This window comes from Rhodococcus sp. KBS0724 (assembly GCF_005938745.2).
Lineage (GTDB): Bacteria > Actinomycetota > Actinomycetes > Mycobacteriales > Mycobacteriaceae > Rhodococcus_F.
Genome location: NZ_VCBX02000001.1, coordinates 1,728,042 through 1,744,264 on the forward strand (window position 1 = coordinate 1,728,042; position 16,223 = coordinate 1,744,264).

At 61.3% G+C, this 16,223-nt stretch carries 16 protein-coding genes and 1 pseudogene; 13 read left to right on the top strand and 4 right to left on the bottom strand.

Annotated features, from left to right (window positions below):
* Positions 1-100 precede the first annotated feature (100 nt).
* Positions 101-1,678, bottom strand: coding sequence for an FMN-binding glutamate synthase family protein (locus tag FFI94_RS08045; protein ID WP_138873668.1), 1,578 nt, complete (start codon positions 1,676-1,678; stop codon positions 101-103).
* 91 nt (positions 1,679-1,769) lie between these two features.
* Between FFI94_RS08045 and FFI94_RS08050 the strand changes: the two genes are divergently transcribed.
* The 5 genes and pseudogenes from FFI94_RS08050 to FFI94_RS08070 form a co-directional block, all read left to right on the top strand.
* Positions 1,770-2,216: a CD225/dispanin family protein gene (locus FFI94_RS08050; protein ID WP_138872506.1), complete on the top strand. Its 447-nt coding sequence runs from the start codon at positions 1,770-1,772 to the stop codon at positions 2,214-2,216.
* Positions 2,217-2,286: 70 nt separating this feature from the next.
* Positions 2,287-3,366, top strand: a complete 1,080-nt coding sequence (ychF, locus tag FFI94_RS08055; RefSeq protein ID WP_138872507.1) for a redox-regulated ATPase YchF — start codon at positions 2,287-2,289, stop codon at positions 3,364-3,366.
* Positions 3,367-3,495: 129 nt separating this feature from the next.
* A complete protein-coding gene (locus FFI94_RS08060) occupies positions 3,496-3,843 on the top strand; it encodes a hypothetical protein (RefSeq protein WP_138872508.1) in 348 nt (115 codons plus the stop codon).
* Positions 3,844-3,953: 110 nt separating this feature from the next.
* The gene (locus tag FFI94_RS08065) at positions 3,954-4,616 is read left to right on the top strand and encodes a hypothetical protein (protein WP_138872509.1); all 663 of its coding nucleotides are present in this window, start codon (positions 3,954-3,956) and stop codon (positions 4,614-4,616) included.
* Between the two features lie 876 nt (positions 4,617-5,492).
* A pseudogene (locus FFI94_RS08070) lies at positions 5,493-6,221 on the top strand (DUF933 domain-containing protein); the annotation flags it as partial.
* Positions 6,222-6,331: 110 nt separating this feature from the next.
* Here the strand turns inward: FFI94_RS08070 and FFI94_RS08075 are convergent.
* Entirely contained in the window at positions 6,332-7,297 is a 966-nt protein-coding gene (locus FFI94_RS08075; RefSeq protein WP_138872510.1) for a pseudouridine synthase, read from the bottom strand.
* Positions 7,298-7,798: 501 nt separating this feature from the next.
* Here FFI94_RS08075 and FFI94_RS08080 point away from each other — a divergent pair.
* Positions 7,799-8,725, top strand: a complete 927-nt coding sequence (locus FFI94_RS08080; RefSeq protein WP_138873669.1) for an arabinofuranosidase — start codon at positions 7,799-7,801, stop codon at positions 8,723-8,725.
* A 61-nt stretch (positions 8,726-8,786) separates the two neighbouring features.
* Here FFI94_RS08080 and FFI94_RS08085 read toward each other — a convergent pair whose 3' ends face one another.
* The gene (locus FFI94_RS08085; RefSeq protein WP_138873670.1) at positions 8,787-9,629 is read right to left on the bottom strand and encodes a PE-PPE domain-containing protein; all 843 of its coding nucleotides are present in this window, start codon (positions 9,627-9,629) and stop codon (positions 8,787-8,789) included.
* A 109-nt stretch (positions 9,630-9,738) separates the two neighbouring features.
* On the opposite strand from FFI94_RS08085, the gene FFI94_RS08090 reads away from it, so the two are divergent.
* The 7 genes from FFI94_RS08090 (at position 9,739) to FFI94_RS08120 (ending at position 14,396) form a co-directional block, all read left to right on the top strand.
* Complete coding sequence (locus tag FFI94_RS08090; RefSeq protein ID WP_138872511.1) at positions 9,739-10,704, top strand: L-lactate dehydrogenase; 966 nt, start codon at positions 9,739-9,741, stop codon at positions 10,702-10,704.
* Between the two features lie 40 nt (positions 10,705-10,744).
* On the top strand, positions 10,745-11,128 hold the full coding sequence (locus FFI94_RS08095) for a phage holin family protein (protein ID WP_138872512.1): 384 nt from the start codon (positions 10,745-10,747) through the stop codon (positions 11,126-11,128).
* A 20-nt stretch (positions 11,129-11,148) separates the two neighbouring features.
* Positions 11,149-11,493 (top strand): VOC family protein, encoded by a 345-nt coding sequence (locus FFI94_RS08100; protein WP_138872513.1) that lies wholly within the window; start codon positions 11,149-11,151, stop codon positions 11,491-11,493.
* A gap of 77 nt (positions 11,494-11,570) precedes the next feature.
* Positions 11,571-12,047 carry an SRPBCC family protein gene (locus FFI94_RS08105; RefSeq protein WP_138872514.1) on the top strand — a complete coding sequence of 159 codons (477 nt, stop codon included), beginning with the start codon at positions 11,571-11,573 and terminating at the stop codon, positions 12,045-12,047.
* A 32-nt stretch (positions 12,048-12,079) separates the two neighbouring features.
* A complete protein-coding gene (locus FFI94_RS08110) occupies positions 12,080-13,417 on the top strand; it encodes a WS/DGAT domain-containing protein (RefSeq protein WP_138872515.1) in 1,338 nt (445 codons plus the stop codon).
* A gap of 12 nt (positions 13,418-13,429) precedes the next feature.
* Positions 13,430-13,993: a mismatch-specific DNA-glycosylase gene (locus tag FFI94_RS08115; RefSeq protein WP_138872516.1), complete on the top strand. Its 564-nt coding sequence runs from the start codon at positions 13,430-13,432 to the stop codon at positions 13,991-13,993.
* Between the two features lie 52 nt (positions 13,994-14,045).
* Complete coding sequence (locus tag FFI94_RS08120) at positions 14,046-14,396, top strand: hypothetical protein (protein ID WP_138872517.1); 351 nt, start codon at positions 14,046-14,048, stop codon at positions 14,394-14,396.
* Positions 14,397-14,455: 59 nt separating this feature from the next.
* Here FFI94_RS08120 and FFI94_RS08125 read toward each other — a convergent pair whose 3' ends face one another.
* Positions 14,456-16,153, bottom strand: coding sequence for a fumarate hydratase (locus FFI94_RS08125; protein WP_138872518.1), 1,698 nt, complete (start codon positions 16,151-16,153; stop codon positions 14,456-14,458).
* Between the last annotated feature and the right edge of the window lie 70 nt (positions 16,154-16,223).

Below are 16,223 nucleotides of genomic sequence, written 5' to 3' on the forward strand. Positions count from 1 at the left end.
TCGAACTCCGTCCACTAGTACAAATGTGGCCGCCGTCACAGCGGGCCATCTGTCACTGTAGGACTAGAAGTGTGAATCCGCGCGGCACCTGGCCGGTATTTCAGAATCGATGGGCGTCGGCGTCGATCCAGTCGGTGAGCCAGCTTTGTGGCGGGGAGTCGAGGAGTTCGCCAGGCATGAGCCAGTCGAACAGATCGGCATAGGTCCGCGTCGTGAGGCCGTCGATCCGGCGGTTGAGCATCGCCGGTTCCAGCTGATCGAAGGAGTCGATACCCATCGATGCGATCATCTGTTGCGCGCTTGCGACGGTTGCCTTCTGGAATCGATACACGCGTTCGCTCTTGTCGGGGATGTCGAGGGCGCGGGTGCGGGCCGGGTCTTGAGTCGCAACGCCGACGGGACAGCGGTTGGTGTGGCACATCTGGGCCTGAATACAGCCAACGGCAAACATCATGGCGCGGGCGGCCATCGTGAAATCGGCTCCCTGAATGATGCGTTTGACGATGTCGGAGCCGCTGGCAACCTTGCCGGACGCGCCGACCTTCACGAGACCCCGTAATCCCGTCCCCACCAACGCATTGTGGACCAGCATCAATCCCTCGGTCAGCGGCATACCCATGTGGTCCTCGAACTCGACCGGACCTGCTCCGGTTCCGCCCTCGGAACCGTCGACGATGATGAAGTCGGGCGTGATGCCGCGCTCGATCATCGCCTTGCAGATGCCGAGGAACTCACGACGCGAGCCCACGCAGAGTTTCAGTCCGACCGGCTTGCCACCGGACAATGTCCGCAGAGTGTGAACGAAGTCGACCAGTTCGACGGGGGTGCTGAATGTGGTGTGCGCAGGCGGCGATATGACGGTCCGGCCGACGGGAACGCCTCGGGTGTCGGCGATTTCGGGGGTGACCTTGACCCCGGGAAGTACCCCACCCAATCCGGGCTTGGCGCCTTGCGAGAGTTTGATCGAAATAGCTTTCACCTGGTCCAAGGTTGCGCGTTCGGCAAAGCGTTCCGGATCGAATTGCCCGTCCTCGGTTCGGCATCCGAAGTAGCCGGACGCGATTTCCCAGATCAGGTCGCCACCGTGTTTGCGGTGATACGGACTGATGGCACCTTCTCCGGTGTCATGGGCAAAACCGCCCTTCGCGGCGTCCGCGTTGAGCGCCTCGATTGCGTTGGCGGACAACGATCCGAAGCTCATCGCGGACACGTTCAGAAGAGCGATGTCGTACGGTTTGGTGCAATCGCGTCCGCCGAGGCGAACTCGCGGAACAGTGTCGGGGGCGGTGCGGGCCCGGATCGAATGTGTCATGAACTCGTAGCCGATCGCATTGACATCGCGCTCGGTTCCGAAAGGTTCCTCGGCCAGCGTTCCCTTTGCGCGCTCGTACACCAGATCGCGTGTCTCCCGATCGAATGGCGTTCCATCGGTGGATGATTCGACGAAGTACTGCTGAATCTCCGGTCGGATTTTCTCGAGCAGGAATCGTGCGTGGCCGATAATCGGGTAGTTACGCAGAATGCTGTGCCGCCGCTGAGTCAGATCGTAGGTACCCACCGCAGCCAGTGCGAGTGCGACAACCGCGATCACCCACCATCCCGGCGAGACGACGCTCGCGAGCGTCGCCGTTCCGAGTCCGACAATCCATATGGCGAGCACAATCAGCATCCGAGTCACTTCGAGAGCGTAGGCGCTCACCACGACACAGCGACGCGCGCTTCCATTAGGTTCTGCGGTAGAGAACCGAAACCGAATCTTTGGGGGATTGATGACCGAACCGCAGGAACCGAAACCGACCTACGGCGAGATACCGAGCTACGACCAATCAGCCGCCGCCGCCGGCCAGCAGTATCAGCAGTATCCGACCGAGCAGTACCCGACGGGCCAGCAGTACGGCGCGCCGCAGCAATATGCAGCCCCGCAGACCTACGCGCAGCCGCAATACGGTCCGCCCAAGTCCAATGCAGGCTGGGCCGTCGCGTCGATCATCTTCTTCTGGCCGGTCGCGTTTGCCGCGTTCAACCACCTGCACGACATCTATCCCAAGTGGGCGATGGGCGATCACCAGGGCGCTCAGTACGCGTCGGAGCGGGTGAAGAAGCTCGGGCAGATCGCGCTCTTGATCGCTGTCATCGGATGGGTTCTGCTCATCGCGTTCTACGTCATCTTCCTGGTCGCGATCGTGGCGTCCGTCGACAGCTACAACTACAACTGATCACCTGCGGCGACGTGACGGTGGGGCGAGTACCCGTCACGTCGCCGCGAGGCCGTAGAATCCACAGACCGTGAGCCTTACCCTCGGAATCGTCGGACTGCCCAACGTCGGCAAGTCCACCCTTTTCAATGCACTGACCAACAACGACGTGTTGGCTGCGAACTACCCGTTCGCGACCATCGAACCCAACGTCGGCCTGGTCGAGCTGCCCGATCCGCGGCTGCAGAAGCTCGCCGAGATCTTCGGCTCCGAGCGCATCCTTCCCGCGACCGTGTCTTTCGTCGACATCGCCGGAATCGTGAAGGGCGCCTCCGAGGGCGCGGGCCTTGGCAACAAGTTCCTCGCCAACATTCGTGAAGCCGACGCAATCTGCCAGGTAGTGCGCGTTTTCGCCGACGACGACGTCATTCACGTCGACGGCAAGGTCGATCCCGCCTCGGACATCGAGGTCATCGAAACCGAGCTCGTGATCGCCGACATGCAGACTCTCGAGAAGGCTCTGCCGCGTCTGGACAAGGAAGCTCGCAAGAACAAGGAGCTCAAGCCGGCCCACGACGAGGCGCTCAAGGCTCAGGCTTTCCTCAATGAGGGCACGACGCTCTTCAGCGTCAAGGACAAGCTCGACTTCTCCTTGCTGCGCGAGCTGAGCCTGCTCACCACCAAGCCCTTCCTGTACGTCTTCAACGCAGACGAATCGGTGCTCACCGACGCCGCGAAGATCGCCGAACTGCGCGCTTCCGTCGCTCCGGCCGACGCCGTGTTCCTCGACGCCAAGGTGGAGCAGGAACTCCTCGAACTCGACGAGGAAGACCGCCAGGAAATGCTCGACTCGATCGGCCAAACCGAGCCCGGCCTGCATGCTCTCGCGCGTACCGGTTTCCACACCCTCGGGCTGCAGACCTACCTGACGGCTGGTCCGAAGGAAGCTCGCGCCTGGACCATCCACAAGGGCGATACTGCGCCCCAGGCTGCCGGTGTCATTCACACCGACTTCGAGCGTGGCTTCATCAAGGCTGAAATCGTGTCCTTCGACGATCTCGTCGAGGCAGGTTCCATGGCTGCAGCCAAGGCTGCCGGCAAGGTCCGCATGGAGGGCAAGGACTACATCATGGCCGACGGCGATGTGGTGGAGTTCCGCTTCAACGTGTAGCGACAGCGCGTATTGAGGCGCTAGTACAGTAAAAGCGCCCCAGCGGCGTAATCTGCTATGGACCAGAGGCCGATCGGGGGCGCTGTGACAAGTATAGCGCTTAGAGTCAACTGAGATCGTGGGGAGCTATTGACTGATCCGACCGCGTGGATCACCCAACGTCGCTTCGACGAGTACCTGGTGGCGGCCAACCACGATCCCGTCGCTGCGCGCGAACTTTACGAGTGGAACGTAGCTATCTCGGCGGCATTCTTCGAGTTGATTTCTCATGTCGAGGTTGCGCTACGTAACGCTGTCGACGTGGTGCTCCGGCCTCTCGAGACTCCGGAGTCGGCCCGAGTTGCCCCCTGGCAGGGTGGTGGTTCGCGAATCCGGCATTCTTGGCTGACCACGACTTGGAGTTCCACCGAACGGCACGCAGGCATCTGGGTCCCCGGGCGGACGGAGCCTCGCGCGATAAGTTTCTGGCATCTGTGACATTTGGTCTCTGGGAAAGCGTTTTTGGCCCAAAATACGAGCAATTGTTTCGGAGACACCTCGTCTACGCGTTCCCGAACAGGGCCAGGGCGGGTTTTAAGCGTGACACTGTGCATAAGAACGTGCTCGCGCTTAAGACGCTGCGCAACCGCGTCGCTCACCATCAGGCAATCTTCGATCTTCCTCTCGAAGAGCGATTCGAACAAGCGATGGATCTGCTCAGATGGATCGACGCTGATTTGGAGCGATGGGTCTCGAGCTTGTGCAGAGTGCCAACTCTGTTGGACGTGCGCCCGAAGGCAGCCGAATCCATCGCCGTCGTCGTGCCCGCACGTAAAGCATGGCCGTTCTATCTGGCGCACGGTGCCTATGTTTGCCAACCCGGCAGATACATTCGACAGGTCAGTCACGTCGCGTTCTATGCCGATGCTGCGGTGCAGCGCGAGGTACCAAAGGTACTTGAAAGGATTGACCACATCGTCTGGACGCCCGAGGAGATTGGTCGAAGGATGGTCTCGGGCACCGAAGAAGATAAGCGTATCGCGGGAATTATCAAGGGTGCCCGGGACCTTGGCTGGGAGGGGAACGAGTATCAGCTCTTTCTCCTCACTCATCCCGACGATGAGGGGCGGAGACTGGGGCACGTGACGTTGGGCACCGAGCTTCGGCGACAGGGAAGCGGGCGAGGAAGCGCGTGGGTGCAACGACAGCGATACGCGGTTGTTGCTGCAATGTCGGCGGCGCGGACTCTGGGCGACCTCGATCAGTTGTAGGGAGAATCTGTCGAAAATCCCTTCCCTGTCTCCGCATTGGCGGTTCGTCGATGCGGAGGCTGCTCAACGATTGGTTAACGATGGGACGTGGTGGGGTCCTGATTGATGCTTAACCCAGTAGTGGATCACTCAGTCTTCTCCGTAGTAGTCGCCGAGCCTGCGTGCAGCGTAACGCACTTGGACCTTGATCCGATTCTGCAACTGTTCCAAGCTCGAGGCGTTGTCGTGGGAGGTGTTTACTCGGACGTTGAAGGCTGAGCCTGTGCATCGTGAACACCAGGGGCGGTCGATAACATCTTCAGCCACCAGCGGTTGGCCGAAGATGTGCAGGGCGACGGGCCCTATATGCGGCGAGGCTGGACCCCCGTCGCTGTCGATTATGTAATCGACAGCTTGGCAGCCAAAGGGGCTACCCCAGTGTTTGACTCGTCCCCCTCCGCCTTTCGAGTTGACCACCTCGGGGCACGGTGCCTGGACGCAATACAGAGTCGGTTCACCATAGATGTTTGGCGCTATGAAATGCATATGGGGATCTGTCAATCCACATCGTTGGCACCAAGCCTGGGCTGCTCCCGTTGCGAGAGCGAGCGCCAAAACCCGGTCGTCGTCGGTGGGTACGTCTACCGTCCCTGCAGTGTCTGGTGACTGTCGCCATCCGTCGCGAGAGTAGTCGCGATTGCGAATCCACGCGGTGTGCTCCAGCGACCATTTGACCCTCATACCGCCGCCTCGATCGTGATCCAAAACCACTGCATACAGCTTTGAAAATGCATCAAGTGGATTGGTTATGCCCATGGGTCGATCCTGCACCAGATCGCGGAACCGGCGTGGGGGTTTGGGCATGATTCGATCGAGTGCATCGTGGCGCTGGTCCGTCCCGCTTCCGTGTCATTCGTCGACATCGCCGGAATCGTGAAGGTCGTCTCCGAGGGCGCCGGCCTTGGCAACAAGTTCCTGGCCAACATTCGTGAAGCTGATGCAATCTGCCAGGTAGTGTGCGTTTTCGCCGCCGACGACGACGTCATTCACGTCGACGGCAAGGTCGATCCGGCCTGGGACATCGAGGTCATCGAGACCGAGCTCGTGATCGCCGACATGCAGACACTGGAGAAGGCTAAGCCCTTCCTGTACGTGTTCAACGCCGACGAGTCGGTGCTCACCGACGCGGCGAAGGTCGCTGAATTGCGCGCATCCGTCGCTCCGGCCGACGCCGTGTTCCTCGACGCCAAGGTGGAACAAGAACTCCTCGAACTCGACGAGGAAGACCGCCAGGAAATGCTCGACTCGATCGGCCAGACCGAGCCCGGCCTGCACGCTCTCGCGCGTACCGGTTTCCACACCCTCGGACTGCAGACCTACCTGACGGCTGGTCCGAAGGAAGCTCGCGCCTGGACCATCCACAAGGGCGATACCGCTCCCCAGGCTGCCGGCGTCATTCACACCGACTTCGAGCGCGGCTTCATCAAGGCTGAAATCGTGTCCTTCGACGATCTCGTCGAGGCGGGTTCCATGGCTGCAGCCAAGACTGCCGGCAAGGTCCGCATGGAGGGCAAGGACTACATCATGGCCGACGGCGATGTGGTGGAGTTCCGCTTCAACGTCTAAATCCGTCGTACTGTCGCAGGGCAATTGTGCAGCCGCAGGGAGAACTATCCTCGCGGCTGCACAATTGCCCTGCGGCGTCTCACCCGCGCCTTCCGGCGGGCGCTCAGCAGTTAGACGGGCATCTCGCTGAGTGTCCGATGTGTGACGAACCGCCGCGGCCTCCCCGACAACGGATCGGTGAATTCGAGTTCCCGCGCGAGCAATTGGAGTGGGAGGGAATGATCGTCCGGCGCATCGGGCAGTAGGTCGGGGTATCGCCGGTCGCCCAGGATTCCGGCGCCGAGAGCCGCCAAATGTACCCGCAACTGGTGCATCCGACCGGAGTGCGGACGTAGAACCGTGTGCAGCACAGTGCGTCCGGAGGCGCTCACGCCCGTCCCTCGTGCCTCGATCATGGTCTCGGAGTTAGGTTCACGGCTGTCGTCGACGAGGACCCGCAACTCGCCGCGCCGAGCTTCGATGTGGTTGCGGTAGACGAGGGGACCGTCGGATTCGGCGAGCCCCGGTGCGCCCTGGCCACAGGGCGGTCGTGCTGACACCGCCTCGTAGACCTTCGTGACCTGACGCTTCTCGAACAGTGACTGGTACGCACCGCGCGTCGCGGGGCGGGCCGAGAACATCACCACCCCTGCGGTGCCGCGGTCGAGTCGATGGATCGGGGTCAGATCCGGGTTGTCGAGGCGGACCCGCAGTCGGACGAGCGCCGACTCACGCAGGTAGCGCCCGCTGGGTGTGGTCGGGAGAAAATGTGGTTTGTCGATCACGACGAGATCGTCGTCGACGTGCAGGATCTCCTCGTGGAACGGCACCGGGTCCTCCGCCGGCAACTCACGGTAGTACCAGACAAACTGGTGCGCGCTGAACTCTGTGCTCCGGCAGATCGGGTGGCCGTCGATACCCACGAACTCGCCGTCGTCGAACCGCCGATACAGGTTTTCGGCGTCCAGATGGTCGAACTTCGCCACGACGTACTCAGCGATTGTCGCCCACGGCCCGGACGGTGGGATGCGTAGGCGCGTCGGGCCAACGCCGTTCTTGACGGGCAGCGGTGGGGGCATTGGCACGCAGGCAATCATCCCATCGACTGCTGATCAGCGATGATTCGGTGTGGCGTCGACGGGGACGTCCCCGCGGGGACGCGGGGATTCATCTCGGAGCGTGGTCGCCGCAACCCAGAGACCGTCGAGTTACCGACACCTACGCGCAACGACCCGAGGCCCGCAGCCTGGCCAGCTGTTCAACCAACCTGAGGCGATGTTCTCTGAACCGCCGAGCAGCATCGCCGTTGCCCATGAGTTCCGCGTCAGCTAGTAGGTATTCGCAGTTGTCCAGCTGATCCGTCAAGGTCATCACCGGAAATCACCTCTCATTGCCCGAATAAGTACCTGTCAAGGATGCGGGCGGGGGAGGCTGGAGACATCCGCTGAACTACCTATGCAGGTACCTATCCGGCGCGACCACACCGCCGTCTGTAACGATCCAGATACACCTGCGGCCAATGTTGCGCATGGTGCGCTTGCGTCGTAGATACTTCACCGGTGAATCCGACAAAACGGACCGTCCTTTCCGCCATATCGATGGTGACGCTCGTTATCGCAGGATTGCTGGTCGCGGCCCCGGCCAGCGGCGCTGAACCGCCGGCCTGGCGGTACACGATGGTGGCGTTCAGCAATGGCAGCGACCGCGACATGGATGTATACGAGTCCGCGGACGGCACTGGATTCCAACTCGTCAAACCGTCGGCGTATCGGCCTCCGTCCGGGCTGGTTCGTGATCCGAGCATCTTCCGGAATACAGACGGAATGTATTACCTCACCTACACAACGGGCGGAACGAGTATCGGCTTCGCACGCAGTAGCGACCGCATCACCTGGACACCTCTGGCGAACTATTCGCTCCCGTTCTGCTGTGCCTTCATGCCAGGCACCGGGGACGGCACGGGTTCAGCGAGCCCGCCGGGCTTCTCGGGGTCGGCCGGCTTCAGCGACGGCCCGTCGTTGTCACCGTTCGTCACCAAAGCCTGGGCGCCCGAGTGGTTCGTCGACGGCGGCCGCGTCAACGTCATCGTGTCTATGTCGACCGGTGGAGGATTTGTGCCGTATCTGATGACGGCACTGGAACCGTCGCTGCGGCTGTGGAGCCTGCCTGTTCCGCTCGCCGGGATCGGTGCGGACCATATCGATACCACCGTGGTCAAGGTGGGGTCGACCTATCATGCGTTCACCAAGAACGAGACGACGAAGGTTGTCGAGCATGCGGTCGCGCCGTCGGCAACGGGCCCCTATTCCTTTGTCCCGAACGGAAATTGGGGAACGTTTGTGGAAGGTCCGGCGCTGGCTCAGCTGCCGAACGGCGACTGGCGAATCTATCTCGACGCCTATGTCGAAGGAAAGTACCTGTATTCCGACAGCTCCGATGGGCTGAACACCTGGTCGCCCGTGCAAGAGCTTCCCGGCCTTTCCGGTACGGCCCGCCACGTTGGCGTAATGGCAGAGCCGGCATAACGACGACTACCTGGAGGGCAATTCTGCAGACGCAGGGGTAACTGGCCCTGCGTCTGCAGATTCAGGCTGCGGCGGGGAGCAGCTTGACATCCTGAGCCTGTGCCATCATCCAATCGGCCAGCAGTTGGCAACCCGTGCGTCCGCTGGAGTCGAGGGGTTCGCTCGCGTAGCTGACATGCCGCCCGCCGCGGGGGTTCCGGATCTGAAAGCGTCGCCAGCTCACTCGGCTGGGTAGGTATCCCAGGACTTCGAGGAATGCCGTCTGGAGGCGTCGTAGATCTTTGCGCCACTGCTTCGGGCTGAAGTGAGTTTTCTGCGCGTTCTGAAAAGTGTTGCTTCGGAGCAGTTCCCACACCTTGTTTGCCCATACTCTCGCCTGGGTGAAGGACATCCAGCCGGTGAGGTCGGCGATGTCACGAATGTAGCTGTCGTCGCTGGCGTTACAGATCAAGTCTTGCGGGTGTCCGATCCATTTGACCGGGATCCAGGACGGAATTTCCGGTCCGTCGCCGGCGACGCCATACCCCTCGCAACCCGTGAGAACCCCGACTGGTTGTTGCGGATCGGAGATCAACCCGATCCCGATGATGTTGCTGCCGTTCACTTTCGGTAGGGCGGCGCGAATGACCGAGCATCCTTGTGAGTAGCCGATGAGCATGACGGGTCCGCGGACCTCGGCGAGAGCCACCACAAGCGCCTGGGCGCCCATTTCGGTGCTGTGACGGAAACTCGAGCCGCCGTCGGCAACAGGTCCGTACGACGCGGGGTAGGGCACCCACGTGGCGTCGAATCGATCGTCGAGTTCACGTGTCACCGCGCTCAGCAGTCCGACTACGTGGGTGCGGGTGTCACCGTCGTACGACTCGCCGGTGCCGCCGACTGCAAAAACCGTTACCTCTGCCATGTCCACCATGGTGTACGGCAATTCTGAGAGGTCTGCGATCAAAGCCTGAGAGAACGCTGGCAATCCCGATACCCTGCGAAATCGTTATAAATGGCGCACCATCAAAGCTATGACGACGGCATATCGCTCTCGGAAGAAGAAGGTTTCCATCGTCGGCGCCGGCAGTGTCGGCACGGCCATCGCTTATGCGTGCCTCATCCGTGGATCAGCGGACGTACTGGCCCTCTACGACACGAACGCCGCGAAGGTGCGTGCGGAGGTGCTCGATCTCAACCACGGCACTCAATTCACCCCACCGTGCTCGGTGGATGGTGGTGACGACATCGCCGTGACGGCAGGGTCCGATCTGGTGGTGGTGACAGCCGGGGCCAAGCAGAAACCCGGGCAGTCTCGTCTCGAGTTGGCAGCGGTCAACGTGAAGATTGCGCAGACTTTGACGGAGCAACTTCTCTCGCAGTCGCCCGAAGCGATCATTCTTTTTGTCAGCAATCCCGTCGACATCGCGACGTACGCCGCGGTTCAGGCCGCGGGTCCGCCGTACCGTCACCGGATCTTCGGATCTGGGACGGTGCTGGACACGGCACGCCTGCGCTTTCTCATGGCGTCGAAGTTGGGCGTTGCAGTCGAGAATGTGCACGCGTTCATCGTCGGCGAGCACGGTGACTCCGAAATTCCGTTGTGGTCCAGCGCCACCATCGGCGGTGTTCCGGCGACGGCATTTGTGGGTCCTTCGGGGAACACACTCGACAGCACGATCCGCGACGAGGTCGCGACTGCGGTGGTGCAAAGCGCGTATCAGATCATCGAAGGCAAGGGCGCGACGAACCTTGCAATCGGGTTGTCGAGCGCCTTCATGGTCGAGGTGGTGCTGCGCGACGAGCAGAGGGTTCTGCCGATTTCGACTCTGCAGAACGGGGTGCACGATCTGGACGGGGTATGCCTGTCGTTGCCGACATTGGTCGGCGGGGCGGGCGCCGGCCGCGTACTGGAAGTGCCGTTATCGGAGTGTGAGCGCGCGGGTCTGCATGCGTCAGCGCGAACGTTGCGCGATGTTCAACATTCTCTCGGATTGTGAAGTACTGCCATGTCGTATATCGGGCATATAGGATCAGCTAATGATTAGCTTTTTGATTCGCGCCGCGATTTTCCTGGGGTCTGCGGCCGTCGGACTTCTTGTTGCGTCGTTGATTCTTTCGGGCTTCTCGGCACCCACATCAGGATTCATCGTGGCGGTCGTGATCTTTGCGATTGCGCAATCGGTTCTGGCGCCGTTCATCGCCAAGATGGCAAAGCGCCATGCCCCGGCATTCCTCGGCGGAATCGGATTGGTGTCGACATTTGTTGCTCTGCTCCTGGCATCGGTTTTCTCCGACCTGTCGATCTCCGGTGTCTCGACGTGGATTCTGGGAACGGTCGTCGTCTGGCTGGTAACCGCAGTTGCGACGCTGGTGCTTCCACTGTTGTTCGTGCGTAAGAAAGTGCAGGAGCGGAAGGCTTAGCCGTGCGCCCGACTATCGGAATGGATTACACAGTCCTGGACTGTCCGGATCCGGCTGCGCTGGCACGCTTCTACGAACAAGTACTCGGGTGGAGAACCATACGCGCCGAGGATGATTGGCACGTGATCGAAGGGGCGCCGGGCCAGCGCCTGGCATTTCAGCTCGCCCCGGATTTCGTTCCGGTGGACTGGCCGAACGTGGGCGTGGGAATCCACCTCGATCTCGTCGTCGACGCTTTGGATCCCGCCGAAGAGTGGGTACTGAGTCTCGGTGCGGAGCGCGTCGACGCAACCCCCGAGCATCCGACTTTCCGCGTCTACCGCGACCCGGTCGGCCATCACTTCTGTCTATGCCTGCGCGATTGAGTTCTGTCTCGACGGCGTCAGCGTCAGCATGGATAATTCCGGAGACTGATCGCCTCTAGAACTTTGGAGAGAAGACTATGGCTTCACCGAATTCCGACGAGTTTCTGGTCGAACGCTCCGCCGTTGTCAATGCGGAGGCCGCTACTGTCTTCGATCTGATCAACGACTTCCACCATTGGACCGCTTGGTCCCCGTGGGAGGGCCTGGACCCGGCGATGCAGCGGACGTACTCGGGACCCGATTCCGGCGTGGGTGCGTCGTACGCCTGGTCTGGCAACAAAAAGGCCGGTTCGGGTTCGATGAAGATTACGGAATCGGTTCCGGGTAGCCGTGTCGTGCTGGATCTTTCCTTCCTCAAACCGTTCAAAGCTCAGAACGTCACAACCTTTCTTCTGGAACCGCAGAACAGTGGCGTGCGAGTGACGTGGCAAATGACAGGGAAGAAGAACTTCTTCTTCAAAATTTTCGGATTCATTTTCAGCATGGACAAGATGGTGGGCAAGGACTTCGAGAAGGGCCTCGCGCAGTTGAAAGCCGAAGCCGAAAAGGGTTGATGCCGCGGTGGTACCGTCACCCGGTGTTACGGATGACGCCCACCGACGCCCAAACATTCTGGATTTCGGAAAAGATCCCCAACGATCAACTCCTGCTGTACTGCTTCGAGGGGCAAACGGAATCGCTCGAGGATGTACGACGCGCGGTCCTCGATCGCGCGTCGTCGATGCCGGATTTGAGTGTGCGGATTCGTGAAGTGCCGTGGCATCTGGATTATCCGCTGTGGGAACCGATGCCGGTCAACGAGTCGTTGGTCGTGACGCATCGACTTCAGTACTCTTCGTGGGACGAGTGCATCAACGCGATCGAAGTGCTGCTCGAGAATCACGTCAACCCGCGCGTGACCCCATGGCTCCTCCATCTTTTCGAGGGTGTGCGCGGCGCGCCACGCTGCGATGGGCCTGCGCTGATTGCCGTTCTGCAGGTGGCTCATTCATTGGCGGACGGCAAGCGGGCGAGCGCCATTGCCCGCACGCTCTTCGCAGCAGACGAGCCGAAACGTGAAGAGATCGACCGGCGTTCGAGCAGTTCGGCAGAAATACTCGCCCGTGCGGCGCTGCGACTGCCCGGTCAGATCTACCACCTTTTCCGTGACGGTCGCGCCGGTCATCGGGCTCAGCTACAACTGGAGGCCGACACGGAAGCGGGAGTTGTTGCGCCGCAGGCTCCCAACCGGCCGAAGGTTACCTCGAACATTCCCCCCAATGCGCACCGGTTGGTGCGCATGGTGGTGCGCGACGCGGCAGATCTTCGAGCAGAAGGCGTGTCCGTGACGGTGGGGGCGATGACGGCGATCTCGGTGGCCATGACCAAGTATCTGCAGGCGGCCGATGGCGTTGTACCTCCCGAGCTAGGCGCCGAAGTGACCATCGCGAAGGACGGAAAACCGAAATCGCGCAATCACTTCCGCAACGCCGGTGTAGGCCTGTTCCCGGAGGTAGTGGATCTTCGCGAGCGTGCCCACCGCATCACGGAATCCTTGGCCGAGCGCCGGGCGAGAGCAGCGCACCCATCCAGTGCGGCGTCGGACCGGGCGCTGGAGGCTGTCCCGGGGCCGCTCATTCGTTGGGGTGTACAGCAATACGATTTCACGGCGATTCCCGAGACGGTGACGGGCAATACAGTGGTGTCGAGTGTGGCCCGCGGTGCCGCTGATCTGGTGTTCGGCGGCGCGACGGTGCGATTCACTGCCGGTTTTCCTAGTCTGTCGCCGGTCATGTCACTCACACACGGTGTGCACGGTATCGGTGACACCGTGACCATCAGCATCACAACCAGTCCGTCGGCGATTGCGGATATCGACCACTACGAACAACTGATGCATGACGCGATCGACGAGGTGCGCGATACCTTTGCGCGACGGGTCTGATGTACTGGCCCTATGGGATTCACGCGCGCGGAGTTGGAGTCGTATCGCGACGCCGAGATTGACGATCTGATCGGACCGGGCTGCCGATTGCTGTTCGTGGGCATCAATCCGGGATTGTGGACGGCGGCAACGGGTGCACATTTCGCGAGGCCGGGTAATCGTTTCTATCCGGCGTTGTTGCGGGCCGGCATCATCGAGCGGCCGATAGATCCGTCGGACGGTATGTCGGCAGCAGACACACAACACCTGATCGACCGGGGAGTGGGCATCACCAATCTCGCGGTGCGGGCAACGGCGCGGGCAGATGAATTGACGTCGGAGGAACTCGCGGCCGGCGGCGTTCGGGTGCGAAACGTCGTGCGGGAAACGAAGCCCGTAGTGGTTGCCTTCGCCGGGATCACTGCCTATCGAACAGCTTTCGGCAAGAAGAAGGCCAAGGCCGGTCGTCAGGACCACGATTTCGAAGGCTCGAAGCTCTGGATCGTGCCCAATCCCAGTGGACTCAATGCGCACGAAACGGTGGACACGCTCGCTGCCAAATATCGCGATGCGGCACGAGACGCCGGAATCTTGTAATCGATATCGGAGTTCAGTAAAAGCGGCGCAAATTAGGCGCTACAGTGCAGGTATGTCATTTCTTTACAATGTCTTTGTAGTCATTCACCTGCTCGGTATGGCGGCCCTTGTCGGTAGTTATTTCACAGTCCTGAAGGCTCCCACGGTTACCGAGGTGATGGTCTGGGGAGCGCGCCTGCAGTTCCTGTCGGGCCTCATCATCGTCGGACTCGGGGAAGGCGCTCTGGACAAGAACTACATTCACGCGAAAATTGCTGTGAAGCTGGTACTTTCACTGGTCATCGTCGCGCTGGCGGAGATCACGCGGGCCAGGCAGAAGAAGGGGCAGCCCAACCCCAACCTCGTGCACGTCGTCGGTGGACTGTCCATCGTGACCGTCTTTGTGGCCGCACTCTGGACCTGACAAACACACAAGAGCCCCGGCGAATCGAAAATCGCCGGGGCTCTTTGCTGTTGACGTGTCTACAGACCCGGACGCTTGCCGATCGTCAGAGTTACCTCACCGGTATGAGCAAAGAAGTCGTTGCCCTTGTCGTCGACCACGATGAACGCGGGGAAGTCCTCGACGTCGATCTTCCAGACAGCTTCCATCCCCAGTTCGGCGTACTCGAGGATGTCGACCTTCTTGATGCAGTCGAGGGCCAGACGAGCGGCCGGTCCACCGATGGATCCGAGGTAGAAACCGCCGTGTGTGTTGCATGCGTCGGTGACCTGCTTGGACCGGTTTCCCTTGGCCAGCATGATCATCGAGCCGCCGGCGGCCTGGAACTGCTCGACGTACGAGTCCATGCGGCCGGCCGTGGTGGGTCCGAAGGAACCGGAAGCCATGCCGTCGGGTGTCTTGGCGGGGCCGGCGTAGTACACCGGGTGATCCTTGAGGTACTGCGGCATTTCCTCGCCGGCGTCGAGGCGTTCCTTGATCTTGGCGTGCGCGATGTCGCGGGCCACGACCAACGGGCCGGTGAGCGACAGACGCGTCTTCACCGGGTGCTTGGAGAGCTCGGCGAGGATTTCGGCCATGGGCTTGGTGAGGTCGATCTTGACCGCTGCGCCCTTGCCGGTTCCGGAGATTCCGTCGGTGTCGGCGTCGAGCTGTGCGTCGGTGACCTCGGGCAGGAAACGGCCCGGGTTGAATTCGAGCTGCTCCAGGAAGACACCCTCGGGCGTGATCTTGGCCTTGGCCTGACGGTCTGCGGAGCACGACACGGCAATGGCAACGGGCAATGAAGCGCCGTGGCGGGGGAGCCGGACGACACGGACGTCGTGGCAGAAGTACTTACCGCCGAACTGTGCGCCGATGCCGATCTTCTGGGTGAGCTCGAAGACCTTCTTCTCGAGTTCGTGATCGCGGAAGCCGCGGCCCGTGATGGCGCCTTCGGTGGGGAGCTCGTCGAGGTAGTGCGCCGACGCGTACTTCGCGGTCTTCATCGCGAACTCGGCCGACGTGCCGCCGACGACGATCGCGAGGTGGTACGGCGGGCACGCTGCGGTGCCGAGCGAGCGGATCTTCGCCTCGAGGAACTGCATCATCGAGTCGGGGTTCAGGATCGCCTTGGTCTCCTGGTACAGGTAGGACTTGTTGGCGCTGCCGCCGCCCTTGGCCATGAACAGGAATTTGTACGAGTTCTCGTGTCCGGCAGCAGTATCGGCATACAGCTCGATCTGTGCGGGCAGGTTGTTTCCGGTGTTCTTCTCGTCCCACATCGTGATGGGGGCGTTCTGCGAGTAACGCAGGTTGAGGCGTGTGTACGCGTCGTAGACACCACGGGCGATGGACTGCTCGTCGTCACCGGGGGTGAGGACGTGCTGTCCGCGCTTGCCCATGACGATGGCGGTGCCGGTGTCCTGGCACATCGGGAGAACACCCGCGGCGGCGATGTTTGCGTTCTTCAGGAGATCGAGGGCAACGAACTTGTCGTTGTTGGACGCCTCGGGATCGTCGAGGATGCTCGCCAGCTGCGTCAGGTGGTCGGTGCGCAGGTAATGGGAGATGTCGTGCAGAGCCGTTTCGGTCAGCAGACGCATCGCTTCGGGCTCGACCTTCAGGAAGGTCCTGCCGTCCGGACCTTCGACTGTCGACACCCCTTCAGTGGTGAGCAGTCGGTACTCGGTGGTGTCCTCACCGATCGGCAACAGGTCCTCATAGAGGAAGTCGGCCATCATTTCTCCTGAACAAGGGTGCGTGCGAAGGTCTCGTTCAGGTTATCGTTGGGGGTTTTCCTCGATTACG